We start from the raw sequence: 24818 nt of genomic DNA, 5'->3' as shown, positions 1-24818 counted from the left end.
TACTACTGGATATATTTGAAATACTTATCTAATATAGCGCCAGAAAATCTCACCATCCATGTTTTATTATTAAATTTACAGAGCTTTCCATGACTTCAGCTTCAACCCCATTATTCTTCGAAAAAATCAGTGCACCGGATAGCTTTATCGTATGTTGTTTTTATACCGATAGTTATCGCAGTCATGCTTTAAATCTAAAGCAATCGCTCGATGAATTTAACCTCAATTACTACTTTAAAGAAGTGGAAGATGCGGGTTACTGGGAAGCAAATACTCGCATCAAACCACACTTCATTTTAGAATGTCTAAAAAAACTCCCTAATAAAAATATTTTATATTTAGATGCCGATGCACTGGTCAAAAAACCTTTAGATTATTTTAATACTATTACTGCTGATGTCGCTTTTTATAAGACTAAAGGACTGCCGGGCATGTCGCACGACTATCTAGCTAGTACTATGTTTTTTAGCAATACTGCCAATACTATAAATTTAGTAGAACAATGGATAACCGAACAAGTAGACGGCAAACAAACACAAGTGGACCAAGACAGTTTGGATGTCGCTATGGAGAAGCTTGGCGACACTTTAACCGTAGAAGCACTCAATCCCGGTTATATAAAAATATTCGATAAAGACTATGATGGTGATATTTATATTGAGCAATATCAGGCCAGCCGTGGTCATACTAAGCTTAAACGGCAAAAGATACGACAGCGTAATAGATTTATAGGCGGTATTGTATTGTTAATTGTTATAACTATCGGTATTTTATTAAATAAATAACTATTGTCTAGAGTATATCCTAATTTTGAAAATACCAGAAAATGTTAGGTAAGTTTTTTCGAGTTAAGAACTTATCCTAAATACAGTTAAATACTCATCACTTAGCCCATGCTTGTTTGTTTAGCACAGCTTTCTGCAAACGCCAAATATTTTTTAGCGATGGGAATAGGAAGAAGCGCTTCATTAAAAGGAGCAGAGAATTGTTGTGAGTCTTTCATAGCTTGGTTTAACTTCTCACTGATAAGGGTGATATCATCTGTTGGCATCAAATTCTTTTTTGGTAGCATCTCTTTAGGTCCAGACTTGCAATCAGTACTAATGATTGGAGTTCCAACCGCTAATCCTTCTGCAACAACTAAAGGACATCCTTCCCAGTTCGAAGTTAATATTTGAAATCTAGCATGTTTAATATAAGGAAATACATTTTCACAAAACCCGAGAAGAACAACTTTATCTGACAAATCGAGATCTATAATTAATTGTTCTATTTCACTTTTAAGCTTACCTTGACCCGCTAATAACAATGGCAAAGACTGATCTGTCTGTGCATAAGCCTTTAATAAAATATCGTGGCGCTTTGCTTCCTTAAAACTACCAACGTGAATAATATAGTTTTGATACTCTGGAATAAAAGCTTCAGCTAAATTCTGAATACCATCTCTATCAATTGGGTTATGAATAGCAGTTACTGGGATACTCTCACCAAAATATCTTACAAAATCTTCTTTAACACCCTCGCTTACACACACGCAAGGATGTTTTGAATATCTATCTCTTAGTGTTAACTTCAAATTATCACTATCTGTTTCATTAAACTTATAATATAACGATAACGTATTATGGATAACATAAATAATATTTGGCAGCTTACTATAACAAAAAATACTGTCTGAACGCTCCAGATTAGATAAAAGCAAAGTAGGCTGACCAATATTCTTAAGAATATAGTTGTCTACTTTTTTGGCAATAACTGAATAGCGTATCTTACCTTTTGGTAACCAACGATAACGCTCGTAGTCTATTAAATGATAAGTTAAATTTTCGTCTAACGTAAACTCTACTTTAGCATTAAATCGCAATACATGAACATCAAAGCCTAATTGATGAAAAGCTGCCCCTATTGTTAAAACAAATCGCTCGGCACCCGCGCCTTGCAGGGAGTTGATAGATAGGACAATCTTATCTTTTTGTGACGCCATAGCACGCATCAAGTATCCTCAATCGTTTTTTATAAAGTTGCATGCTACCTGCATTTCAATAATATTGACAGTTTATAAGTTAAATAAACGCGAAAAAAATGACTTAGTATCTTTTTGACGGGTTATCTTATTGCCTTTATAACGCTTATGCGTTTTTTTCGGAAAATGACCAAACGGCGAAACGCGATAATCATCTAGTTTATATCCAGCAGCAAGTGCTTCATTATAATAGCTATCAAATAATTCACTAAGCTCAGTTCTTGGATGTGGCATTATTTTACCATCGAACCAATGTTTAAACCCCTCCTCCTCGACTCTTGCAAGCGCGTATTTATGACTAAACTGCGTGCCCATGTCTGAATAATGTAATATCTTAATCTGTTCTAATGCCAAGTCTTCACCATCGATACAATTATAGCTATCTTCATAAGGTTCAACGAGTTGAGGGTTAAACTTAATTAAATCCATCATTTTTTGATGACTATCAACATCTTGTCTAAGCTGGTCAACTGGCAGTATCTTGCTTTTCGCTTTGGTACAATCCCATAGGCAGGTACATAACCTCGTCATATCAGCATTCGTTTTAGCAGCTACGATAGCTTGGCCTTCAATAGGATGTTGCCATAGTTGAGCCAAGTCGCTCAAGATGACCACATCGGCGTCCATATAAATTGCTCTGCCAGAATAGTTACAATATTCTGGAATTGCCCAACGGAATCCTGAAAAAGGGGTTGCCCACTTAGCCGTATTCCAACCTTCTCCTGTTTCAGTGTTAGAATACCAATAACTATCTGGATTGCGTGATAGCTGCATCCATATGATTTCGACTAGCGATTTGGTATGTTTACGAATACTATACTCTAAAACCATCATTTGCTCTAAATCACAGTTATTAGGATCGCACCCTACAAAAACTTTGATAATCTCATCACTCATAATTAAATCCTAATAATTAAGTATAATAAAAATTATTATATGTTAATGGTTTTTAATAACGAAAAACTCATAATACGACAGATAAAAATCGTGCCCGACTATGCCTATCTATCAATTGTCTCTATAATACGGAAAAACTTATAGACCAGACTTACTTTAAGTTGGTTGTATATTATAAGGCTCGTATTATGACACCTACTGAACAATCGTCCTCTTATGCTCAGCCTATAAATAATGGCATGGATACTACCTCTAAACAACAACCTGTAGAATCTAAATCTTGGCGCGGGTTTGGGTTGTTTTTAATGGCTTACTTTTTGGTTTGGTCTATCACTCCAAGCTTTCTAGCCAGCAGTGTACCCTTCGATGTTAGCGAGGGTATAAATTGGGGCAGCGAATGGCAATGGGGCTATTATAAACATCCCCCCTTATCGTCATGGATATTATACAGCTTTTATCAATTGTTTGGTCATGTTGGCCCTTATTTACTCAGCCAATTATCAGTCTTACTGACCTTAGTTCTAATTTATCAGTTAGGTAAGAAGATTTGGTCACCGACCACCGCTCTAATTGGTAGCGCGTTAACTTTAGCGGTTCTGTACTACACTTACCCTAGCCTTGAGTTTAATCACAACGTCGCTCAGTTTCCCATTTGGGCAGGATTGTACTTAGCGTTTTATCAATCTATGACTCAAAACCGTCTCAGAGATTGGATATTACTGGGTGTGATTGGTGGACTTGGCATGCTAACCAAGTACACTGTGATATTCTTACTGATACCAATGGCATTCTATTTAATGCTGCCAAGACAGTGGCCATTATTAAAACAACCGAAACCGTGGATAGCGGCTTTTGTTATGTTGGCTATCTTCGCACCGCATTTATATTGGTTAGCAACGCACGATTGGTTGCCGCTTAGTTATGCCAGTGGACGCTCGCAAGAGGTTGCTGCCGGGGCATATAACATCAAGCGGCATTTTAGCTGGATAGGATTTGTCATTGCTCAGCTTGTTGCTCATATTCCGTTACTCATTATGCTTGCTGTTAATCGCAAGCGTTTATTAAAGACTGATGACTACAAGCACAGCTTGCCGCAGAACGCAGCATTACTTTGGTATATGTGGTTATCACCAATCGCGGTATTGGTTGTTTTAAGCTTGGTATTTGGGGTGGGCTTGCGTGATATGTGGGGCATGCCAATGTGGGCACTGTCAGGGTTGCTCGCTGCCTCCTTGATAGCACCTGCCACTCAATTATTAACTGCCATCAAGCTAAGAAAAGCACTTACTATTTGGTTGTCCCTTGTTACCGTACTAATGGTAGTATATGTGGGCTTCGGCGACAAGATTCGTCATAAGCCTTCTCGTATGCAGTGGCCGGAGCAGGCATTGACAGTTCAAGCACAGACTACTTGGCAATCATTGAGTAGCTGTACACTTGATAGCGTTTCAGGTGATCGCTGGCTTGGCGCATTAGTGGCGATGAATAGCGGCTTTCCCTCACAAATGATATCCGGTCCTGCCAGTCACTCGCCCTGGATGAACACCCAGCGCCTACAAGAAAATGGCACGTTAGTCATGTGGCAAGAGGGCGAAGAAGATATCGTCCTGCCGTTGCTTGATGATGTTGATGCTATTGCCACTACTGAAATAGAGAATAGCCATAACAACGCTAATGCCTTAATTAAGCAGCAAGGTCAATGGCAGATTGATTGGCGTGACGGTAAGATAGAAAAACCGTTATTGATAAACTGGGTGGCTTATGTCCCAAGTCGCTGCTTTAAGCATTCTAAATAAAACTTTGCCTATCAGCATTTGCTTATCAGCGGCTGGTAAATAGCCATTTATATGAATAAAATAATTGAGTGTTTATGCTAGAACAGTTGTCACAATCTCGCCCTTATTTGTCAATTATTATGCCTGCGTATAATGATGCTGAAGCCTTACAAGCCTTTTTGCCAGAGGTCTTCGCCTTTACGCAGACACTACGCGCGCCAGTAGATATAGCATCGGCCAAGCAAAATCTAGAGAGCTCAACAGCAAGAATAGCAAACTGTGAGATTATTATTGTTGATGATGGTAGCCGCGATAACTTAGTCGAGGTAGTCACACAGTTAATGCCTACTCGTCCAGCAAATACAGAATTAGAGCTCATACGTTTATCGCGTAATTTTGGTAAAGAGCCTGCGCTCAGTGCTGGTCTAGCAGCTGCGCAAGGCGAGATGGTTGCTATGATTGACGCCGATGGACAGCATCCCTTAGCAGTATTAGCACAAATGCTAACGATGATTGAGCAATCGGATATTGATATGGTCGCGGGTATTCAAGCCAATCGCCCGCATGAAAGCCGACTTGCAAAAACTTTAAAAGGCAGTTTTTATCATTTTATCCAAGACAGTCAGCGCTACGAGATTCGTCCTAATGCCGGTGATTTTCGGGTGATGAATCTCAAGGTGCTAAATGCTTTACGCTCATTACCAGAGCGCCAACGCTTTATGAAAGGCTTGTATGCTTGGGTTGGCTTTAATACGGTCTATTTGCCCTTTACCGCTGCCAATCGCGATACTGGTGAAAGTAAATTTAACTATGGCAGCTTGTTTGAATTGGCACTTGTAGGTATTACCTCCTTTTCTCAGCGACCACTGCGGCTGATTTCCCGCATAGGTTTTGCAGTCTCTGCATTGGCTTTTTTATACGGCTTATATATCGTGATAGATACCTTAATATTTGGTAGCGATGTCGCAGGCTGGGCAACGGTTGCCGCAGGAATTATGTTCTCTACTGGTATACAACTGGTTTGTATTGGCGTGATTGGCGAATATGTCGGTAGACTCTATGAAGAGGTTAAGCAGCGACCACTGTATTTAATCGATGAAGTCATCAATAGCAAGTCTGCGCATACTACTCATCAATACGCTGATAATTACCTACAGGCGACGGCCAAAAGTGCAATGGACAAACCAGCTGATGAATAACACAGCAGAAACGCAATCGAATGCTATGCAAGCCCTTTGGTTTTTAGCCGTTGGTGCCAGTGCGGCTTTGGTGCATTTTTTAGTATTGGTCAGTATTGTTAATTTCACGACTGCCACGCCAGCATGGGCAAACGTAGGCGCTTTTTTACTTGCTTTTATGGTCAGCTTTTTCGGGCATTTTTATCTTACCTTTAAACAATCAGAGTATTCAGATAAGAGCATTCAGCACAACAATAATCATATTCATAAAAAAAAGCATCTTCCTGCTTTAGGAAAATGGTTTAGTAGTTCTGCTGCAGGATTTATTGCCAATCAAGGCTTATTTGTTTTAGGGTTACGTTGGTTTGGCGAGCAGTATTATATAGTGATATGGCTACTGGTCACGGGCGTTATTACCGTTATGACCTTTGCCTTGGGCAAGTTTTGGGCGTTTAAATCATGAGCCATCCTCATTATAAAGAGCAAGCTGCTGCGCTATCTAACCATGCCCGCCCTGTGATTATTAACGTTGATGATTTAGGATTGTCGACTGCCGTTAACGATGCCGTCATTCATCTTGCTGAACTTGGACGTATTGGTGCCAGCAGCTATATGGTTGGCGGTACAATTACGGATAGCGATATCAATCGTCTGAACCAACTCAATGTCGATATTGGCTTGCATTTAGATTTGACGGGTATATTTGCTTCCGCCCTGCGTGGTTCATTAAAATCAATCATTATCGCTAGCTACTTGCGTCGTTTTAATCCCATGCAAGTAACCGATATTATTAAACAACAATTAGATGGATTTGAAGAACGCTTTAATCGTGCGCCTGTATTTATTGACGGACATCAACATATTCATCAGTTTCCTGTTATTCGTGAGGGTTTGATTAAAGAGCTCACTAACCGCTATAGTGATAAGATAGCAAAAGGCATGCTGAGCGCACGCGTTACTACACCGCTTATCAATGACGTAAAGTCTTGGATCATTTATATACTAGGTGGTTATGCTTGGCGAAAATCTTGTCAGCATCATCGAATTATAACCAATGATAAATTTGGTGGGGTTTATGGTTTTGATGCTGATCGTCAGCAATTAGCAATGTTATGGAAAAAGTGGCTGCAAGCTGCACCCTGTCATACAGCTAACGTATCACCTACACTGATTATGTGTCATCCTGCTGTTCCTGAAAGTAGAAGTAATAGCTGGCAGGATGACATCAAAGGGGCTCGTGAGATTGAGTATAAGTGGTTAATCAGTGACGAGTTTGCAGAGTTATTAGCTCAGTATGAAGTAAAATTGATGCGCTGGTCAGATATAACATCACCCTCTTGAACCTTTAATAATTATCAAAGTCATAATAAAAGTGACGCAATGATAAAGAGAAAAAAGCTAAGACTGTTTCAGTCTTAGCTTTTTTATTTCATACAATATGGTTTTAAAAATAAAATGCAGCTTTAAAAATTAATCAATAAAGCTTAACCAATCCATATATTGCTCATTACGGCCATGGACTACATCAAAGTACAAGGTTTGCAACTTCTCAGTCAATGGACCACGACCACCATTACCGATGACGCGGTCATCGTATTCACGAATAGGCGTCACTTCAGCCGCGGTACCTGTCATAAAGATTTCATCGGCTAAGTAAAACTCGTCACGAGTGATACGGCGCTCAACGACTTTGATACCCAAATCATCAGCGAATTGAATGATAGTACGGCGAGTGATACCGTCAAGGGCGCCGCCGCCCAAATCTGGGGTATGCAGTACACCATCTTTGACTAAGAACAAGTTCTCGCCCGCGCCTTGGCAGACATAACCTTGTGGGTCCATCAAGATAGCTTCATCATAGCCATTACGCGTGACTTCTTGGTTAGCCATTATAGACACAGGATAGTTGCTTGAGGCTTTAGCTTTACACATGGTCACGTTGGTCATGTGATGGGTAAATGACGAGGTTTTTACACGGATACCGTTTTTGATACCGTCTTCACCAAGATATGCGCCCCAATGCCAAGCAGCGACCATCGCATTGATACTATTGTCACGCGATGATAGACCCAATTTCTCGGCGCCAACCCAAATAAGTGGGCGAATATAGGCTTCTGCCAAGTTGTTTTGCTTAACCACATCTTTTTGCGCTTGCTCAAGTGCGGCTGCATCAAACGGTACATTCATTTGAAATATTTTGGCAGAACCCAGTAGACGATCGGTATGGTCTTTTAAGCGAAAAATTGCAGTGCGATTGTCAGCCGTTTGGTAAGCACGTACCCCTTCAAACACCGCCATACCATAATGCAGGCTATGCGTAAGCACATGAACCTTGGCATCTGGCTGTTCAATCATCGTGCCATTCATCCAAAGCTTACCTTCTTGTGTTGCCATATTCATTTAATAGTCCTTATGCTAGCGCTGACGTCTAACTTTTCTTGTTGAGTGTTAATGGTTAAATAAGTGTTTTAAGTAAAATTGCCTGCTGACACTGAGTGCCTATTTTTAGATGCAATTTCAGATGCAATTTTTCTATCTGCAAATTTAAGGTGCCAATGATTATAGCACCGGCACGAGAAGCAAATACAATATTTTAGTTTATCACTGCATGGCTTTTATTCATATACCATTCGTTACAATGGCTATCAAAGCCCTACGCTTATTGCAATGAACTTATAACGCCGCATTATTGTTTTATGGCAGGATTATTCAGCAGATTCTACGCCCATCAAATGCTGCCACTGCGCTTGTACCAGTGCTCGCGTTTCTGTCCATAATGACTCATCCACCAGTAACGATTGCTCAGATAGTGCCAATTGATGGGTCGCGGCGCGGATACGTAAATACGCATCGGTCAAATCTTGGCAAACTTCTACTTCCCAAATACCAAGCGCGGCAACTTCTTCAAAAATACGTACGTTATCACTCCATTTGGTCAAGCTTGGATGTTCATGCGAATAAGCCAATACCGCAAACTGCGCGAGAAACTCAATGTCTACAATACCGCCCGCATCTTGTTTAAGATGGAACTTGCCCGCTTGCTGCTGGTGCTGACTGGTGCCCAAATGCTTTTGCATTTTAATACGCATACTGGTTACTTCGATACGGACTTGCTCAATGGTACGCGGTAGCGCCAAAACGGTACGACGAATGTCACAAAAACGGGCGGTCACGCGCTTATCACCGCAGATAGCTCGCGCCCGTACCAATGCTTGATGCTCCCAAGACCAAGCCTTCTCAAGCTGATAGGTTTCAAACGCATGACAAGAAACCACCATCATGCCCGCATTGCCCGAGGGACGCAGGCGCATATCGACTTCATAAGCACGGCCATCACGAGTTTGGGTATTCAGATAAGTCATCAGCTTTTGCGCCAAACGGGCGGCAAACTTCATACCACTGACCGATTTTTCACCCGTGGTCATGCCCTGCTCTTTTATTTTATGCAAAAACACCAAGTCTAAATCGGATGAATAGGATAACTCAAGCCCGCCAAGCTTGCCATAACCAATAATCGCAAAGCCGCAATCCGCTTCGGTGACCGGATCGCCATCTTGACCAATTGGGTAACCATAACGTTTGACGATTTCCGCAAAGGCACGCTCCAGCGCCGCCTCTAACACCACAGCAGCAATGTAGGTCAGTGAGTCTGACACTTTCATGATAGGGCGCTCTGCCAGCACGTCACTGGCAGCCACTGCGAGCACTTGGTTCTTTTTAAACAATCGCAGTACGCTCAGCAATTCTTCTTCATCGTTAGGCTCTACGCGCAACAACTGCTGGCGCAAAATATCACGCAGCTCAAGCTTGTCTGGCAGATGTCGATAGCGCTGCTGCAAAAACGTGTCTAAAAGTACCGGATACTGCGCCAACTCTTTTGCAATCCAAGGGCTAGCCGACAACATCGGAATCAGCTCAACGGTGGCATTGGGGTTTTCTGCAATCATCACCAAATAAATAGAACGGCGGCAAATGGCTTCTAGCAAATTTATTAAACGCGGCAAAGCGATATTAGCAAGTTGCTGCTGCTCTTCATGGACAAGGAGCGCGTGGACAATCACAGGATACGCATCATCCAAACGCTCACGCGCTTCATCGCTCAAATTGGCGACCATTTTTGACTGCCAAAAACCTTGTAAACGCTCGCGATTTTCTTCAGTTAATACCTCATTTAAGCGCGCAATCTGCTCGTTTAGATGTTCAGGCTCAAACTCATCATCGTCTTGATCCGGTATCTGCCGTTCAGTAACCATACGCTCAAACGGCACATTGACATGATAGCGGTGATCATTCAGCGTCGCTAATAACCCAGCCCAATCATCAAAGCCAAGGGTCATTGCCAAATTATGCTGCCACTCTGGGTCATGCGGTAAGCGCTGCGTTTGCTGATCGTTAATCGCTTGAATACCGTGTTCAAGGCGCCGTAAAAAACGATAAGCTGCCTGCAGTTCTTGATAAGTAGTTTCTTCTAAATACCCAAGTTGACACAGTGCCTGCATCGCTGCCAAACAAGACTTAACCTGTAACTGCGGATGCCGACCACCATAAATCAGTTGAAAGGCTTGAACGATAAACTCAATGTCTCTGATACCACCCGCGCCAAGCTTGATATTGTCTAAGTCTTCGCGCTGAGCGACTTGATTTTGAATCAGAGACTTCATCTCTCTGAGGGCTGAAAAAGCACTATAATCAACGTAATAACGAAATACAAAAGGCTTAATCAGCGCTTGTATGTCATCGTAAAACGGCTGCTCGATGTGTCCAACCACGCGGGCTTTGAGCCAAGCAAAACGCTCCCACGCCCGCCCATGCTGGGCAAAGTACTTCTGCAATGCGGATAAATGAATCGCCAAATCACTGCCATCGCCCCACGGACGCAAACGCATATCAACCCTAAACACAAAACCATCAGCGGTATTATTATCGAGCAGTCTAATAATACCTTGTCCAAGCCGGGTCATAAAACGCTTGTTATCAATACTGCGCGTGCCTTTTGCTTTGTCACCGTCTGTTTCACCGCGCGCCTGATGCACAAAAATAAGGTCGATATCACTGGATAAATTGAGCTCATGCGCGCCAAGCTTACCCATTGCCATAATCGCCATATCATCGACTTGCACATTCCCCTTCGCATTAATAAAGGTCGGCTGCCCATATTGCGCAATCAGCTGCTGATAGGTATAGTCTTTGGCAAATAAAATGCAGCCATCGGCAAATTCAGACAGCTCATCGGTCAATTGCTCAAGCTCAATCATGGCCAAGGCATCTTGCCAAATCCAGCGCATCATTAGCAGCATACGCAAATGCCGCAAACCACTCATTACCTTGTCTTCATTGGCGAGCTGATAATTCTCATCCAAGGTATAATCTTGAATCAAATCATCAATTTGCTGGCGCGTTAACGTGCTCTGTAATGGATAACTGCGCAAAAACGTCTGGCAAGCGCCCGTTCGACTTTTCCAAACCTGATAAGCAAACTCGCTGGCAGTCTGTAGCACTTGTAGCTGCTCTGGGCTAGGCTGAAAGCCTGTACTACTAGGCATGGTAGATAGCATAACGACGACAACTCCTTGCAGCATAAAGCTATAAAAACCACATCAATCGCAGAAATTATTTTTACAATATTAACGCGGCTATAAACAATCTTATTTTAGGATTTTTATAGTAGCATAAATCCTCAGCCATGCTACTGACAGCACTTTACTGACTAAGAACTGACGAACATAAGAAAGTTTTGCGAATAATGCTACAATAGCCAATACTTAAAAGGACTTAAAACCTAAACCTAGAAATCTTGAGTTTTAAACACTTTGGGTCTTAAAAATCTTGAGACGCTGTGCTTTTTTCTTTATTCTCATTCATCATAAGTGACACCGCGATTATGACGACCACAACCCCGCTATTATTAATTACTGCTGATCCCAGCCATCCGCTGGCATATCTTGCGCTACGCTATGCGCGTACCTATCTAGCAAACACTGATACAAATAATAATGACACGAACAATAATGATGAGACCGATAACAGCGATAATAATGAAAACGTACCTGCGCCATTGAATATTTTTTTCTATGCCGATGCCGCCAATACCGCCAATCGCTTGCGCTGGCAGTCAGCAGACCAGATGAATATCACTCAAGAGTGGCAAAAGCTTGCTGAGCAATATCAGTTGACGCTGCCTGTTTGTGTCAGTACGGCGCTTAGCCGCGGTATTTCAGATAGCGAAAATAGCACTCGCCATCAGTTAGATAGCGAAAATCTGGCAGCTAGTTTTAAGCTGGTAGGACTGAGTGAGCTTGCGATGATGATGCAAGGTAACTGTCGTTTGCTGCAGTTTTAAACAGCGTTTTACATGACAACTCGCTGTCAAAACAGCCAACTTAATAATAACCAGATGAATAATAGTGGTTGGCGATAATCAGATTAGGAATACATCATGAAATTACTCATTCGCTTGCATACGCCTACCGAGATGGTAAGTTATGAAGGCTGCGCGCTGGCTTTAACCTTAGCGACTTTTGGTCATGAGGTGCAGCTGTATTTGGATGCGCCGGTCTTTGGTTTTTTAATGCAGCCTGAATCACGTTTGCATGGCATGATTCAGTCGCTTGAGTTATATGATATGCCAGCCGCTTGGTTACCGGACGATGTGTTTAGCGGTTGGATTGCGGGCATGTTACCGGCAGATTTGGCGACGCAGCTGACCTTGATACCAGAGGTGGTAAATTCGCAAGAATTTGACCAGATCTTAGTCTTTTAGTAGCAACTTTTTGGGCTAGGACGAATTTACATTGTTAATATTTATTTTAATATGACAACAAATATAGTAAGTAAGCGGACACGATTATGGCAACTTTATATCAATTACATAGCAGTATGGATACGCTCAGACGCAGCACAGAACAAATGACATCGACGTGGCGTGCGGGTGATAGCATTATATTATTGGGCACAACGGTCGCTTTTATTGACTGGTTTAATGCTTATTTGGAAGACCTTGAGTACATTGAAACAAAAGATGTAGCGGCTATTTATGCTCTCGCTGAGGACGTAGCGCAGCTGAATGATAATACGGCGGCAAAGCTCAATTTATCCGCCAAATTAACGGCTGTTTTGAGCGATGATGAATGGGTCGCCTTAACTCAAAATACTTATGCGAATGGCGCTACCTTTGATAAAGTGGTAACAATTGCTCTATGATGAATCCTAAAGATGATATTACACCTGCTGAGAAGATGACTGCAGTGGACTTAGACCAAGACGGGCATTTATGCGACCATACAGTTTGGACGCCTGCGATTGCGCAGCAGCTCGCGAATACTCTAGATGTAACTTTAAATGCTGAACATTTAGCCATCTTACAGCAGGTACGCGCATTTTTTACCAAATTTAATCACGCGCCAGCGACCCGCCCGCTGATTAAATGGCTACAGCAAACCTTGCCTGAGCATGACATCAGCAATCAAAAGCTCCAGCAGTTATTTAATACGGGTTTGGTTGCCCGTCATGTCAATCGTCTTGCTGGCTTGCCAAAACCGCCAAATTGTTTATAAAACACGTGGTTTATAAAAAAAGTAGCAAAAAAGCGGTTAAAGAAAATTAAACGACTGATTTTCTTTAACCGCTTTTTACCCAATCACCCTGCTAGCTTCTCTATCTCTACTCTATTTTGGGTCATAAACGGTCAAGGTGTCATAACCGATACTGCGACCTTCATCGCCGTCAAACCCTTGCTGTCGCCAAACCTCATACAAACATATTGCCACGCTATTAGACAAATTTAAACTGCGCGAATCCGCAAGCATTGGTAAGCGTAGCCAGTTATCAGCGCCGATATCGGTACGGATATCCTCTGGCAGCCCTGCCGTTTCAGAACCAAAAACCAGCGCCACATGATGTGATGATGGGCTATTAGACGCACTGCTATCTAAATGCTGAGTTGTTTGCCTGCTAAAATCATAGTCATAAAACGGTTTACTCAGCTTGGTCGTCAGCGCGGTGATAATCTCGCAACCAGCCGCTTGTAGCGCTTGCTTGGTCATTGCCCAATCGTCATGTACTTGCAGATGAGCGTATTCATGATAATCGAGACCTGCACGGCGTAGCTTCTTATCGTCGAGTTCAAACCCTAACGGCCTGACCAAATGTAACTGCGCCCCACTATTGGCACATAAGCGGATAATATTGCCAGTGTTGCTAGGCATTTTTGGCGCTACCAGCACGATATGAATGGTCATAAAAACTCCGTAAATGATTTAAGCGTATTGTCTAAACTTATATGGCAGACGTAATCAAAAGTTACAGTTTACTGCCAATAATTACATTTTGATACTGGGCACTGATTTTAACTTTGATTATCATGACCCTAATGGATAGCGAGATAATTTAAAAACATTGTTCTTGTATCCTGTAACCCCTCAGTGAAACTTATGTAAAACGCTAAGTTCCATTGTTATGACTTATAACACTCTATCTTTTTGAGGAAAATATTATGAAAAAATTAGTTATCGCATCTTTGACTGCTATGTTTGTACTAACTGGTTGTAACACTTTTAAAGGTCTAGGCCAAGACGTATCAAGTGCTGGTGATGCTGTTACTGGCGGCGCACAAGACGTACAAAACAAAATCTAAGTCTGAGCCTTTTTAGACTTATATTAAGGAAGCTTATCATTTGGTAAGCTTCTTTTTTATCTGCCCACTTTATAAAAATACTCTTAATATCTGATTAAGATACCTTCTACCCAATGCTGTTGGCTGTAGGTGCTCATTATCATCTATCAATAGCCCTTGTTTAATAAGTTGATTTACTTCTAGAGCAATATTGTCATAGCTCAGCCCTGTTCGAGCTTCAAACAAAGACCATGTCACGCCTTTATGTAAACGTAAGGCATTAAGCATAAACTCACTGACCAGCTCATCACTCGCAATTGCCTGCCAGCCGACCATTTTTGGCGCGCTTTCTTTTTTTATATTATTCATCGTGTCGATATCAAAAGTCATATAGTCTTTTGGCATACGAGATTTGCTAAAGCGATAAATACCCGTCTCTGTTGATACCTTTTTCAATACCTCATCAGACACTTTATCAGCCGTTAATGTTTGATTTCCATATCTATCATCAATGGTGACTTTACCGTGCGCACCAGCACCAATCGCTAAATAATCACCAAATTGCCAATAATTGACGTTGTGACGGCAAGGTTTATCGGACGCACCTGCCCAGGCCGACACTTCATAGTTGTCATAGCCCAAACGCTCAAGCAATGTCTGCCCCGCTTGCTCAATATCTGCCAAACTATCTTCATCGGGTAAAATCGGCTGACTGCGATAAAACACCGTATTTGGCTCAATCGTTAGCTGATACCAAGAAATATGCGTAGCACCTGCCTCATGCGCCATTTGAATATCGTTCAGGGCTTCACTCATCGTTTGCTGCGGTAGCCCATGCATCAAATCGACGTTGACACGTTCAAATCCAGCGCGACGAGCGGCTTTAATTGCTGATAATGCTTGGGCGGGATTGTGAATACGCCCCAGCGTGGTGAGCTGGCCAGCAGCAAAGCTTTGTACGCCAATCGACAAACGATTGATGCCTACATCTAAATACTGTGCAAATGGTGCATGCTCAAGGGTGCCTGGATTGGCCTCCATCGTCACTTCAATGTCACCGGCAAACTGAAAAATCTCACGCAAACCGTTAAATAAACGCTGATACTGGGCAATGGGCAGTAGCGACGGTGTACCGCCACCGATAAATATTGAGCTGATTTCTCGTCCTTGGGTTAACGCTTGCTGTGACGCTGCATCAAGTAATAGCGTATCAATGTACTCATCGTACATAGACAGCTGACTGTCCATCGGCAGCTCATGCGAATTAAAATCACAATAAGGGCACTTTTTCACACACCAAGGAATATGGATATAAAGTGCTAACGGAATATCTTTCACTATAAGCGCACTTGTTTCGTTACGACTACTAGCGTCAAGATTACTCGAAAAATGAGAAGATTTGATATTTGACATAAGCGGACTTATCTATAAAGGAGTAGCTGCGGTCGTCAGCAGAAAGTAGCGCTAGGATAACGGCTGGGCGCGCTAAAGAAAAGCCTAATCAGCATAAATTGGCCATAAAAGTATTGGGAACAATCGGCGTTTGCAGCAATAGCTGATAGTGGTAATGCTAGATAAGCTCGATAACTACAAAGAATAGAAATGAACACACAATGAAAATAAATGATGAGCAGCTTTTAAAGCCATCACTATTAAATCGTTATGATTACACTAATAATTTTACAAGGATAAAAACCATGGCATATTGGCTTATCAAATCCAATCCTCGCTGTTTTAATATAGAAGATTTACAACGTGCAGGCACGGAGATGTGGGATGGGGTACGTAATTATCGCGCCCGCAACTTTATGCGTGACGATATGAAAGTTGGTGACAAAGCATTTTTTTATCACTCTAGCGCCAAACCTTCTGGCGTCGCTGGTATCGTCACTATCAGCAAAGCTGGTTATCCCGACCCAACCCAGTTTCACCCCGAACATCGCCATTATGATCCTAAAGCAACTGAAGATGAGCCGCGCTGGTACATGGTAGATGTGACTTTTGAGCAGGCTTTTACGGATATACTGCCATTAGCGCAGCTTAAATTTTTGCCGGCGCTTGAGGACTCTTTATTGCTAAGAAAAGGCTGTGAGCAGCTGACTATTTTGCCGCTTGAACCCAAGCATTGGAACACGATTATGGATATGGCAGAAGAGCTGAATCTGTTGCCAGAGAATGATAGGATTTGACGGTAACGATGGCGTAAGAATTTTTATGGTATGAGTGCACATTTATCCACGCACATACCTGATAGATTTTGCTATATTTATGCACAGAAATTATTTTTTATTTACGCTTCTCTCTTATTGTTATAGCAATCGACCATCAGGACTCATTTATGAGCGCACCCAAGCTACTATTATCTGTGTTAACCGCCAGTATCCTTAGTCTAACTCTCAGCGCCTGCGGCAGTGATGGCGATAAAGTTAAGAAAGAATATGATCGCGTAGAAGATCAGGTAAAAGACGAATACGATCGCGTGGAAGATAAAGTCAAAGAGAGATATAAAGAGGTCGAAGACAAGTTAAGCGATGATGAAAAATCCATGGCTGAGATTTTGGAGTCGGTCTTTTTACCAGAAGAATCGCTTGATAAGTTCTTGGATAAACTAACGCCAGAAGGCGGTCGCGGCGGTCTTTATGTGGGTCACTTTGTCGAGATTGATGATGGTGACGACAGCGATATCGATATAGGTGCGGTATACTTTGATATCAGTAAAGATGGCGCTGGTAGTGTTGATGGTAGCTTTAGTTATCAGCAGCAAGCTTGCCAAGAAAACAATGTGTTAGGTATCAATTCAGCAATTAAAGTCGACAACTATATCGCTGGTAAAGTAACGGGTAGCCTTGATACATTAAAATTTTTAGATATTAAGTATGTCAGCGATTTAGGCATAGAGACACCAAACCTATTAACAACTTTTGCTGGTAACTTTGCAAAAAATGAAGCCGGTGCGCCTTGGAAAGGCAGTTTTGAGTACCAAGACGGTCTGGGCGGCAAGAAATTATCAAGCGGGCAAGATAACTGTAATGTCAGCTATACCATCAGCGACCGCTCTAACTTTAAGACTTACCCACTTGATTATCAACTTGGCGAGCTAAACCTAAATATTACCGGTAATGGTAGTCAAAAAACTGTTACTTGGCAAAATCCTAGCAACACTAAGCACGTCTTAGTCAGTCAAATTGATGTTAATAAAGCAGAATCGGGCGCTAACGGTTATGTTCAGAATCTGCTATTAAGTAATCTTGAAACTCAGTTTGCGCCTGTTATTCCCGATCACTCAACCAATTATGCGATTGTCGTACAAGCATTCGATGCCAATAACAGCTTGATTGGCTATCAAGCGCTGGTGCATGATTTACCTGAATCGTTGTAAATAGTTGCTTTTGTCTGTACTGCTACCCTAGCTAAAGAAGAGCCAAGTATGAACGAACACTGTTAAACCACTAACCCCATGCTTTAGCTTATGTGCTATTTTTCTGATGATGACCTGTCAATTCTACTTACGGATTGACGGGTCATTTTTCATTTTGGTCTTAACTGTTTAATTTTTTACTCTGTCGGCATGTTGTTATTAATAATCATTAAAAATGGACTTGCTCATATTATTTATCGGAGTATTATCGTCGCACCAATCCTATTTCACTGTTTCGCTATTAACTTGTTGATGGCAGCATTTGCTCATCCACAATAATTACTGCAAAGAATAAAAAGTTGCTCATTATGGTTTTCCCATTATCCTTTAGAGATTTTAAAAGTTACAGCTTACGCTTAGGCGTACTCGCCCTCCCTATCTTAATTACTCAGTTTTGCCAAGCTGCGCTCGGTGTCGTCGATGCCATTATGGCGGGCAGAGTTTCTGCCCTTGATTTGGCGGCCGTGGCTGTAGGCTCCGGTATTTGGCTGCCGCTGTTTTTATTGGCGACCGGTATTTTGATTGCCACCACGCCGCTTATCGGCGAAGCAATCGGACAAAACAATCATAGCCAAGTGCCGCATATTACCCAGCAATCGTTATGGACGGCCGGCGTCATTGGTATTCTCGGCTTTATCATTGTCAATCTAGCGCCCAACATACTTGGTGTGATGGGCGTACCTGAAAATATCCAACCCATCGCTGCGCAATATTTACATGGGGTATCGTTCGGTTTTCCGGCAATCGCGGTCTATGCCGTGCTGCGCAGTTATTGTGAAGCGCTTGGCCGACCAGAGCCGGTGACGGTTATTAGTATCATCGGGCTACTTGCCGATATTCCGCTTAACTATATTTTTATCCACGGTTTATTTGGTATGCCCGAGATGGGCGGCGCTGGTTGCGGGGTAGCAACGGCCATCGTACTTTGGATTAATGTCCTATTACTAGCGACATATACCAGCTTTACCAAACGTCAGCAATTTGCCAGTACGCGCTTCTTTTATGCTTTTGCCCGTCCTAACCGCACGCAAATTAAAAAATTACTAAAACTTGGTATTCCAATTGGTATCTCTATCTTTTTTGAAGCCAGTTTATTCAGTTTAGGGGCATTAGTTATCAGTCCGCTCGGTGAGATTGCGACCGCCTCGCATCAAGTGGCATTGTCCGTGACCTCGCAGCTGTTTATGATACCCATCTCGGTGGCGATGGCGCTGACGATTATGATATCCAACCGCTTTGGTGAAAAAAATCTGATGGCGCTGCGTCAAGTATTAGCCACAGGGCTTGTATGGACGGTTATCATTGCGCTGGTTTCTATGCTTGGCGTTTGGTTATTTAGACCGCAATTGGCGGCGGCATTCACCGACAATCCTGTGGTACGCGCGCAAGCCATGCACTTACTCATTTTTGCCCTCGCTTATCAATTATTTGATGGCTGGCAAGTTAATGTCGCTGGTATATTACGCGGTATGCAAGATACCACTGTGCCGATGTGGGTGACGCTATTTTGTTATTGGTTGGTTGCTTTACCGCTTGGCGTCTATCTGGTGCGCTTCACTGACCTTGGTGCGCAGGGTTTTTGGATGGCGCTCATCACAGGCTTATTATTATCGTCTATATTATTAAGTCTGCGTCTGCGCTATCAGCAAAAACGCTTGACGACATTATGGGCCTGATACTGTCATACGCTTGGTTCAAACGTAGCGTCTAGTAACCATGACTGGCGCTACCTTATGACATCGACTATGATAAATCATTGAATATTTCTTACGCTTAAGCACGCTTACGTCATAATATGTAAAAAAACTCAGTTAACAACTGTACATCGATTGCTCATTGGCGTGAATATAGGTATCATTAGCAATTACCAATACAATATTTAGTTACACTATTTTTTTTCTAGAAATTAGTACAAGGCAAAATTAAAATTATGGATATTGAAAAAATACGCACCCTGATCGCACTCATGGAAGAAAGTGAACTGGTTAATTTAGAAATCAGCTCAGATGACGAACACATCAGTCTAACTCGTCACTATGATGCGCCCGCACCAACGATGATGGCTGCGCCTGCCACAGGTGCTGCACCTGTCGCTGCCCCAGCAAAAGCCGCCGTCAAAGCTGGCAGCGTTGAAACCTCGCCAATGGTGGGTGTTTATTATTCAGCGCCAAGTCCTAACGACCCGCCATTTGTAAAGGTCGGTCAAAAAGTACAAGCAGGCGATACGCTTGGTATCATTGAAGCCATGAAAATCATGAATCCTCTTGAAGCGACTCAAAGCGGCGTCATTGATGAAATCTTAGTGGATAATTCTGAAGTGGTACAGTTTGGTCAGCCAGTCATACGCTATAAAGCGTAACGCTATCTGCCAACCTTTACTTTGTAATAATTGATACTTCGTTATTATTCATCGACATCAGCGCTCGATTTGTCTAAATTTGATGTAGCGCAGTTTGCATTTACAATGTCTAAAATAGCGAGGCTATCAATGACTGCCGCTTTGACAAGGATGACCCCATGATAAAAAAACTGCTCATCGCCAATAGAGGTGAGATTGCCCTACGTATCGTTCGAGCTTGCAAGGCGCTTGGCATAGAGACCGTCGGTGTCTATTCAACGGCGGATGCCAATTTGATGCATCTGCGTTTTGTTGATGAAGCAATCTGTATTGGCAAACCCAACGCCAACCAAAGCTATCTCGATATTAGCACCATTTTGACCGCCGCTGAAATCACTGGCGCTGACGCCATTCACCCCGGTTATGGTTTTTTGGCAGAAAATGCTGAGTTTGCTGAACGCGTTGAAGAAGCTGGTTTGACCTTTGTCGGTCCCAATGCTGACCACATTCGCTTAATGGGCAATAAAGTATCCGCCATTAATGCCATGAAAAAAGCAGGCGTACCAACAGTTCCTGGTTCAGTGGGTGCCGTCACTCTGCATAACGCTGAAGAGCAAGCGCGTAATATCGGCTTTCCCCTCTTGATTAAAGCTGCTTCTGGTGGCGGTGGCCGCGGTATGCGCGTTGTTGAGCGTTTTGATGAGCTTATTGGCCAAGTACAAGCTGCCAAACAAGAGGCTGAGCTGTGGTTTGGTGATGATACCGTTTATATGGAGCGTTATCTCCAAAATCCTCGCCACGTAGAAGTGCAAGTACTAGGCGATGGTAACGGCAATGCCATTCATCTATATGACCGCGATTGTTCATTACAACGTCGTCACCAGAAAGTCTTAGAAGAAGCACCTGCCCCAGATATCCCTGACGATGTGCGTCAGCCTATTTTAGATGCTTGCGTCAAAGCTTGTGAGCTGGTGAAATATCGCGGCGCGGGTACGTTTGAGTTTTTATTTGAAAATAATGAATACTTTTTTATTGAGATGAATACTCGGGTGCAGGTTGAGCATCCAGTGACTGAGATGATTACCGGTATCGATGTCGTCGTTGAACAGCTTAAAATCGCCGCCGGCTACGGTTTATCGTATCGTCAAAGCGAGATTGAAATTCAAGGTCATGCCATAGAGTGCCGTATCAATGCCGAAGATCCAGCGACCTTTATGCCTTGTCCTGGCACAGTGAGCCAGTTGTTTGCCCCAAGTGGCGCGGGCGTGCGTTTTGACTCGCACCTCTACCCTGGTTATGAGATTCCAAGCTATTATGATTCCTTGATTGGCAAGCTGATCTGTCACGGTCAAACACGTCAGCAAGCGATATCTAAAACCCTGCATGCGCTTGACGAATTGGTGATTGAAGGTATCAAAACCAATATATCCTTGCATCGTGATGTGATTTTAGCGGATGATAAATTTGTTAATGAAGCGCAAAACATTCATTATCTAGAAAGAGAGTTATTAACGTCTAATAAAGATAAAGCTGATTCTGCTTCTTAGTTAGTCTTAGTCTTTTTGTTTAAGCAGAAATTAAAAAAACCGCTACCTAAAAGATAGCGGTTTTTTTATATGTCTAAATTTTATAAAGTGCTGCTTAAATTTTATAAATAACGCTAAAAGAATGCTAAGGTAATATTCTGGTGAAATTCATAAAGCATTCTGTACCCTCAGGATCGGCACACCACTGCATTTTATTGCCTTCATGGTTCAAAAACGCTATTAATGCCTCGCCAGTTTGATCTACCTGATTACCCGAGCAATCGACTTCGTTATTATCATAAACCGTTTTTAGCGCAATAATAGGCAAGCCTTCATCACGATGGGTGACTAAGTAGCGCCCGTAAGTCCATTCTTTGCCACTGACTGCCCACATCTCATTATCGGCAGCAAAATTATAAATTTCCCGACATTGAGTAGACTTAGCGGTTAACAGGTTTTTACTGCTAGTTGGCTGCACCTTAACGATACGCTTTTCATTTTGGGTCAACACGCCACCCTCAGCGCCAGTGCCTACTTTTGGTTCATCAATTTTGCCCTGCTCTATCTTTGACGCCGCTTGCTTAGCTTGCGCTTCTTTAGTCATCGTAATACCACTGTCTAAATCTATCTCCCACTGTCCGGCGATAGCGGGACTGATATGGGTGGTAACGGTAGGTTTGCTAACCGCTTCACCGTTCACTGGCAGTGACGCTAAAATAGAGGCCAATGAAAATGAAGCAAAAGATATAGGTTCCATAATTAACCTTTTTTAATATTATAATAATAAATAAGACGTACATTAGCGTAAGTCTTAGACACCAAAAACACAAGTAACATTATGCTATTAGTCGTACGACTTTGACCAACCCTGACCTCAACGTAAACCTTCACCAATAAATTCATGCCCAATATTGTTTTTAAAACTCACCTACCAAATATTAAGTGTATATACACAAAAATAACGCCATGGCTAATTTGCAAAAGCCATGGCGTTATAGATTAACATCGTAAATCGAACTATTTTATTATCGGCTAAAGGCGATATTAAGCAGCAACTGGACTAGCCGCTTGAGCAAAAGCAGATAACGCGCCTTTCAGCATCGCTGATACCGTGCTACTACAAGTGCCGATGCCTGAGTAAACATCACCGTCAACATTTAGTTGAATGTAAGCTGCGGCATTGGCGTTGGTTTTATTGTCATTGTTGGTATCATCATCGATACCATTACCGCTGTTGTGCTGCGGATTAATCGCGTGTTCAGCGTAGTTGATAACATGGATAGATTTACCTGTGTGCTGCGCAAGCCCATCAATAAACGATGACAAAGGACCGTTACCGGTTCCGTCAATAGTAATGGTGTCGCCATTCATCTGTACTTGACCGTTAAAGTAGACCTCGCCGCCCTTGTTATTGACACTATAATCTAGAAGCTCGAAGCTGCCTTGCTGCAAATATGTCTCTTCAAAGGCTTGTAAGATTTCATCGTTTTGCAATTCACGAGCAGCGCTTTCCGCTTGTTTTTGGACCACGCCGCTAAAGTCAATTTGCATCCAGCGCGGTAAATTAAAGCCATAATTGCGCTGCAAGATATAAGCAACGCCGCCTTTACCAGATTGGCTATTGATACGGACCACATCTTGATAGCTGCGACCGATGTGCGCCGGATCAATTGGCAGATAAGCAACGTCCCAAACGTTATCGGTTTCATCTTGATGTTTTTCATTGTAATCAAGAGATTTTTTGATGGCATCTTGATGCGAGCCGCTGAAGGCGGTAAACACAAGCTCACCAACGTATGGATGACGCGGATGTAGTGGCAAGTTATTACACTCGCTCACCACTTGTACAATCTCGCTCATATTACTAAAATCAAGCTCTGGGTCGATACCTTGACTAAACAAGTTCATCGCCATCACCATGATATCCATATTACCCGTACGCTCGCCATTGCCAAGCAAAGTGCCCTCGATACGATCGGCACCAGCAAGCACGCCAAGCTCGGCAGCAGCTACCGCACAGCCACGGTCGTTATGTGTATGTAAGCTTACCGTGACATGCTCACGCTTGGCAATATGACGACAAAAATACTCTACTTGGTCGGCAAATACGTTTGGCGTTGATGCTTCAACCGTCGCTGGCAAGTTTAAAATCACTTCTTGGCCGTTTTCAGGCTGCCAAACCTCACAAACTGCGTCACAGACTTCGACCGCATATTCAGTTTCTGTTTGGCTAAAGCTTTCAGGCGAATACTGAAATACCCATTCTGTTTCAGGATATTTGGCTGCGTATTCAACCAATAAATTAGCGCCAGTAATGGCAATCTCTTTAATTTCTGCTTTATCTTTAGCGTATACTTTTTCGCGTTGTACACGACTGGTTGAGTTATAGACGTGAACGATGGCACGCTTCGCGCCTTTTAATGACTCAAAAGTACGAGCAATCAAATGCTCACGCGCCTGCACCAATACTTGCAAGGTCACATCGTGAGGGACATGATTTTCTTCAATCAACTTGCGAGCAAAATCAAACTCTACTTGCGCCGCCGACGGAAAACCAATTTCAATCTCTTTAAAACCCACATCGACCAAGGTTTTAAAAAAGCGCATTTTTTGTTCAATGGTCATCGGATCAATCAGCGCCTGATTGCCATCACGCAGGTCCACGCTTGCCCAAATTGGTGATTTCTCAATCGTCTTGCTCGGCCATGTACGATCTGCTAGCACAGGAGCAAACGCAAATGGACGATATTTACGGAAATCAAAAGCGGCATTTTTTGGGGTGACTTTTGCAGGCGCGCGGTCTGCATTGCGTGTTGCTTGATTAGGCATAATCAATCCTTAGATAACATAAAGAGCTGAGTTGAAGTATAGTTTTAACTGGGCAACTAATGACCAAGCACTCTTTATCATACGAGATAATAAAAGTTTATACCATTATAATAACAAAGTTTCTGTGCTAGAAATCAGCTTTATTTAGCTACTATTTATAAAATTTTAGTGAAATAGACCACTGTCTCACCTATAATTAGATTATTCCACTAGATAGGTGATA

Annotated in this window: 23 protein-coding genes; 15 read left to right on the top strand and 8 right to left on the bottom strand. The window is 42.5% G+C overall.

What is annotated here, in order from left to right; genetic code table 11:
* The first annotated feature begins 89 nt into the window (after positions 1–89).
* Entirely contained in the window at positions 90–785 is a 696-nt protein-coding gene (locus A7325_RS12830) for a putative nucleotide-diphospho-sugar transferase (protein ID WP_068408737.1), read from the top strand.
* 101 nt (positions 786–886) lie between these two features.
* Here A7325_RS12830 and A7325_RS12825 read toward each other — a convergent pair whose 3' ends face one another.
* Positions 887–1993 (bottom strand): glycosyltransferase, encoded by a 1107-nt coding sequence (locus A7325_RS12825; RefSeq protein WP_227515021.1) that lies wholly within the window; start codon positions 1991–1993, stop codon positions 887–889.
* A gap of 63 nt (positions 1994–2056) precedes the next feature.
* On the bottom strand, positions 2057–2920 hold the full coding sequence (locus A7325_RS12820; protein ID WP_068408735.1) for a glycosyltransferase: 864 nt from the start codon (positions 2918–2920) through the stop codon (positions 2057–2059).
* Between the two features lie 188 nt (positions 2921–3108).
* On the opposite strand from A7325_RS12820, the gene A7325_RS12815 reads away from it, so the two are divergent.
* From A7325_RS12815 to A7325_RS12800, 4 genes are all read left to right on the top strand, one after another.
* Positions 3109–4716 carry a glycosyltransferase family 39 protein gene (locus tag A7325_RS12815; protein WP_068408733.1) on the top strand — a complete coding sequence of 536 codons (1608 nt, stop codon included), beginning with the start codon at positions 3109–3111 and terminating at the stop codon, positions 4714–4716.
* Positions 4717–4790: 74 nt separating this feature from the next.
* Complete coding sequence (locus A7325_RS12810) at positions 4791–5894, top strand: glycosyltransferase family 2 protein (RefSeq protein WP_068408731.1); 1104 nt, start codon at positions 4791–4793, stop codon at positions 5892–5894.
* A complete protein-coding gene (locus tag A7325_RS12805) occupies positions 5887–6336 on the top strand; it encodes a GtrA family protein (protein WP_068408729.1) in 450 nt (149 codons plus the stop codon). Before A7325_RS12810 ends, A7325_RS12805 begins: the two co-directional genes overlap by 8 nt.
* Positions 6333–7214: a ChbG/HpnK family deacetylase gene (locus A7325_RS12800; protein ID WP_068408727.1), complete on the top strand. Its 882-nt coding sequence runs from the start codon at positions 6333–6335 to the stop codon at positions 7212–7214. Before A7325_RS12805 ends, A7325_RS12800 begins: the two co-directional genes overlap by 4 nt.
* 129 nt (positions 7215–7343) lie before the next feature.
* Here A7325_RS12800 and A7325_RS12795 read toward each other — a convergent pair whose 3' ends face one another.
* Positions 7344–8273: a branched-chain amino acid transaminase gene (locus A7325_RS12795; protein ID WP_068408726.1), complete on the bottom strand. Its 930-nt coding sequence runs from the start codon at positions 8271–8273 to the stop codon at positions 7344–7346.
* A gap of 305 nt (positions 8274–8578) precedes the next feature.
* Positions 8579–11428, bottom strand: a complete 2850-nt coding sequence (gene glnE, locus A7325_RS12790) for a bifunctional [glutamate--ammonia ligase]-adenylyl-L-tyrosine phosphorylase/[glutamate--ammonia-ligase] adenylyltransferase (protein WP_082894412.1) — start codon at positions 11426–11428, stop codon at positions 8579–8581.
* Between the two features lie 326 nt (positions 11429–11754).
* On the opposite strand from glnE, the gene tusD reads away from it, so the two are divergent.
* The 4 genes from tusD (at position 11755) to A7325_RS12770 (ending at position 13426) form a co-directional block, all read left to right on the top strand.
* Complete coding sequence (gene tusD / locus A7325_RS12785; RefSeq protein WP_068408721.1) at positions 11755–12213, top strand: sulfurtransferase complex subunit TusD; 459 nt, start codon at positions 11755–11757, stop codon at positions 12211–12213.
* A gap of 96 nt (positions 12214–12309) precedes the next feature.
* On the top strand, positions 12310–12633 hold the full coding sequence (locus A7325_RS12780; protein ID WP_068408719.1) for a hypothetical protein: 324 nt from the start codon (positions 12310–12312) through the stop codon (positions 12631–12633).
* A gap of 86 nt (positions 12634–12719) precedes the next feature.
* Positions 12720–13073 carry a hypothetical protein gene (locus A7325_RS12775; protein ID WP_068408717.1) on the top strand — a complete coding sequence of 118 codons (354 nt, stop codon included), beginning with the start codon at positions 12720–12722 and terminating at the stop codon, positions 13071–13073.
* Positions 13070–13426: a TusE/DsrC/DsvC family sulfur relay protein gene (locus A7325_RS12770; RefSeq protein WP_369811270.1), complete on the top strand. Its 357-nt coding sequence runs from the start codon at positions 13070–13072 to the stop codon at positions 13424–13426. The genes A7325_RS12775 and A7325_RS12770 overlap by 4 nt, the downstream gene beginning before the upstream one ends.
* Positions 13427–13537: 111 nt before the next feature.
* On the opposite strand, the gene A7325_RS12765 is transcribed toward A7325_RS12770, so the two are convergent.
* Positions 13538–14110, bottom strand: a complete 573-nt coding sequence (locus A7325_RS12765; protein WP_068408715.1) for a tRNA (cytidine(34)-2'-O)-methyltransferase — start codon at positions 14108–14110, stop codon at positions 13538–13540.
* Positions 14111–14364: 254 nt separating this feature from the next.
* Here A7325_RS12765 and A7325_RS12760 point away from each other — a divergent pair, with 254 nt between their 5' ends.
* Positions 14365–14505, top strand: a complete 141-nt coding sequence (locus A7325_RS12760) for an entericidin A/B family lipoprotein (protein WP_068408713.1) — start codon at positions 14365–14367, stop codon at positions 14503–14505.
* Positions 14506–14574: 69 nt separating this feature from the next.
* Here the strand turns inward: A7325_RS12760 and hemW are convergent, their stop codons facing one another.
* The gene (gene hemW / locus A7325_RS12755; RefSeq protein ID WP_082894411.1) at positions 14575–15897 is read right to left on the bottom strand and encodes a radical SAM family heme chaperone HemW; all 1323 of its coding nucleotides are present in this window, start codon (positions 15895–15897) and stop codon (positions 14575–14577) included.
* A 284-nt stretch (positions 15898–16181) separates the two neighbouring features.
* Here hemW and A7325_RS12750 point away from each other — a divergent pair, with 284 nt between their 5' ends.
* From A7325_RS12750 to accC, 5 genes are all read left to right on the top strand, one after another.
* Positions 16182–16673: an EVE domain-containing protein gene (locus A7325_RS12750; RefSeq protein WP_068408711.1), complete on the top strand. Its 492-nt coding sequence runs from the start codon at positions 16182–16184 to the stop codon at positions 16671–16673.
* Positions 16674–16822: 149 nt separating this feature from the next.
* A complete protein-coding gene (locus A7325_RS12745; RefSeq protein ID WP_068408709.1) occupies positions 16823–17863 on the top strand; it encodes a hypothetical protein in 1041 nt (346 codons plus the stop codon).
* A 347-nt stretch (positions 17864–18210) separates the two neighbouring features.
* Positions 18211–19578 (top strand): MATE family efflux transporter, encoded by a 1368-nt coding sequence (locus tag A7325_RS12740; RefSeq protein WP_068408707.1) that lies wholly within the window; start codon positions 18211–18213, stop codon positions 19576–19578.
* Positions 19579–19832: 254 nt separating this feature from the next.
* The gene (accB, locus tag A7325_RS12735) at positions 19833–20261 is read left to right on the top strand and encodes an acetyl-CoA carboxylase biotin carboxyl carrier protein (RefSeq protein WP_068408705.1); all 429 of its coding nucleotides are present in this window, start codon (positions 19833–19835) and stop codon (positions 20259–20261) included.
* A gap of 158 nt (positions 20262–20419) precedes the next feature.
* Positions 20420–21787: an acetyl-CoA carboxylase biotin carboxylase subunit gene (gene accC, locus A7325_RS12730; protein WP_068408703.1), complete on the top strand. Its 1368-nt coding sequence runs from the start codon at positions 20420–20422 to the stop codon at positions 21785–21787.
* 124 nt (positions 21788–21911) lie between these two features.
* On the opposite strand, the gene A7325_RS12725 is transcribed toward accC, so the two are convergent.
* Together A7325_RS12725 and leuA are read right to left on the bottom strand one after the other, a co-directional pair.
* Positions 21912–22523, bottom strand: coding sequence for a hypothetical protein (locus A7325_RS12725; protein WP_068408701.1), 612 nt, complete (start codon positions 22521–22523; stop codon positions 21912–21914).
* A 287-nt stretch (positions 22524–22810) separates the two neighbouring features.
* Positions 22811–24595 (bottom strand): 2-isopropylmalate synthase, encoded by a 1785-nt coding sequence (gene leuA, locus A7325_RS12720; RefSeq protein WP_068408699.1) that lies wholly within the window; start codon positions 24593–24595, stop codon positions 22811–22813.
* Between the last annotated feature and the right edge of the window lie 223 nt (positions 24596–24818).

The sequence above is a fragment of the Psychrobacter sp. SHUES1 genome, from assembly GCF_001652315.1.
Lineage (GTDB): Bacteria > Pseudomonadota > Gammaproteobacteria > Pseudomonadales > Moraxellaceae > Psychrobacter > Psychrobacter faecalis.
This window is presented reverse-complemented; position numbering and strand designations above follow the sequence as displayed.

What these genes read in the sequence shown, in the direction of transcription:
- accB (WP_068408705.1), top strand. Translation starts at nt 19,833, where the DNA reads ATGGATATTGAAAAAATACGCACCCTGATCGCACTCATGGAAGAAAGT.
- A7325_RS12800 (WP_068408727.1), top strand. Translation starts at nt 6,333, where the DNA reads ATGAGCCATCCTCATTATAAAGAGCAAGCTGCTGCGCTATCTAACCAT.
- A7325_RS12830 (WP_068408737.1), top strand. Translation starts at nt 90, where the DNA reads ATGACTTCAGCTTCAACCCCATTATTCTTCGAAAAAATCAGTGCACCG.
- hemW (WP_082894411.1), bottom strand. Translation starts at nt 15,897, where the DNA reads ATGTCAAATATCAAATCTTCTCATTTTTCGAGTAATCTTGACGCTAGT.
- A7325_RS12820 (WP_068408735.1), bottom strand. Translation starts at nt 2,920, where the DNA reads ATGAGTGATGAGATTATCAAAGTTTTTGTAGGGTGCGATCCTAATAAC.
- A7325_RS12745 (WP_068408709.1), top strand. Translation starts at nt 16,823, where the DNA reads ATGAGCGCACCCAAGCTACTATTATCTGTGTTAACCGCCAGTATCCTT.
- A7325_RS12770 (WP_369811270.1), top strand. Translation starts at nt 13,070, where the DNA reads ATGATGAATCCTAAAGATGATATTACACCTGCTGAGAAGATGACTGCA.
- A7325_RS12775 (WP_068408717.1), top strand. Translation starts at nt 12,720, where the DNA reads ATGGCAACTTTATATCAATTACATAGCAGTATGGATACGCTCAGACGC.
- A7325_RS12780 (WP_068408719.1), top strand. Translation starts at nt 12,310, where the DNA reads ATGAAATTACTCATTCGCTTGCATACGCCTACCGAGATGGTAAGTTAT.
- accC (WP_068408703.1), top strand. Translation starts at nt 20,420, where the DNA reads ATGATAAAAAAACTGCTCATCGCCAATAGAGGTGAGATTGCCCTACGT.
- A7325_RS12810 (WP_068408731.1), top strand. Translation starts at nt 4,791, where the DNA reads ATGCTAGAACAGTTGTCACAATCTCGCCCTTATTTGTCAATTATTATG.
- A7325_RS12760 (WP_068408713.1), top strand. Translation starts at nt 14,365, where the DNA reads ATGAAAAAATTAGTTATCGCATCTTTGACTGCTATGTTTGTACTAACT.
- A7325_RS12765 (WP_068408715.1), bottom strand. Translation starts at nt 14,110, where the DNA reads ATGACCATTCATATCGTGCTGGTAGCGCCAAAAATGCCTAGCAACACT.
- A7325_RS12795 (WP_068408726.1), bottom strand. Translation starts at nt 8,273, where the DNA reads ATGAATATGGCAACACAAGAAGGTAAGCTTTGGATGAATGGCACGATG.
- A7325_RS12740 (WP_068408707.1), top strand. Translation starts at nt 18,211, where the DNA reads ATGGTTTTCCCATTATCCTTTAGAGATTTTAAAAGTTACAGCTTACGC.
- A7325_RS12750 (WP_068408711.1), top strand. Translation starts at nt 16,182, where the DNA reads ATGGCATATTGGCTTATCAAATCCAATCCTCGCTGTTTTAATATAGAA.
- A7325_RS12725 (WP_068408701.1), bottom strand. Translation starts at nt 22,523, where the DNA reads ATGGAACCTATATCTTTTGCTTCATTTTCATTGGCCTCTATTTTAGCG.
- A7325_RS12815 (WP_068408733.1), top strand. Translation starts at nt 3,109, where the DNA reads ATGACACCTACTGAACAATCGTCCTCTTATGCTCAGCCTATAAATAAT.
- A7325_RS12825 (WP_227515021.1), bottom strand. Translation starts at nt 1,993, where the DNA reads ATGCGTGCTATGGCGTCACAAAAAGATAAGATTGTCCTATCTATCAAC.
- tusD (WP_068408721.1), top strand. Translation starts at nt 11,755, where the DNA reads ATGACGACCACAACCCCGCTATTATTAATTACTGCTGATCCCAGCCAT.
- leuA (WP_068408699.1), bottom strand. Translation starts at nt 24,595, where the DNA reads ATGCCTAATCAAGCAACACGCAATGCAGACCGCGCGCCTGCAAAAGTC.
- A7325_RS12805 (WP_068408729.1), top strand. Translation starts at nt 5,887, where the DNA reads ATGAATAACACAGCAGAAACGCAATCGAATGCTATGCAAGCCCTTTGG.
- glnE (WP_082894412.1), bottom strand. Translation starts at nt 11,428, where the DNA reads ATGCTATCTACCATGCCTAGTAGTACAGGCTTTCAGCCTAGCCCAGAG.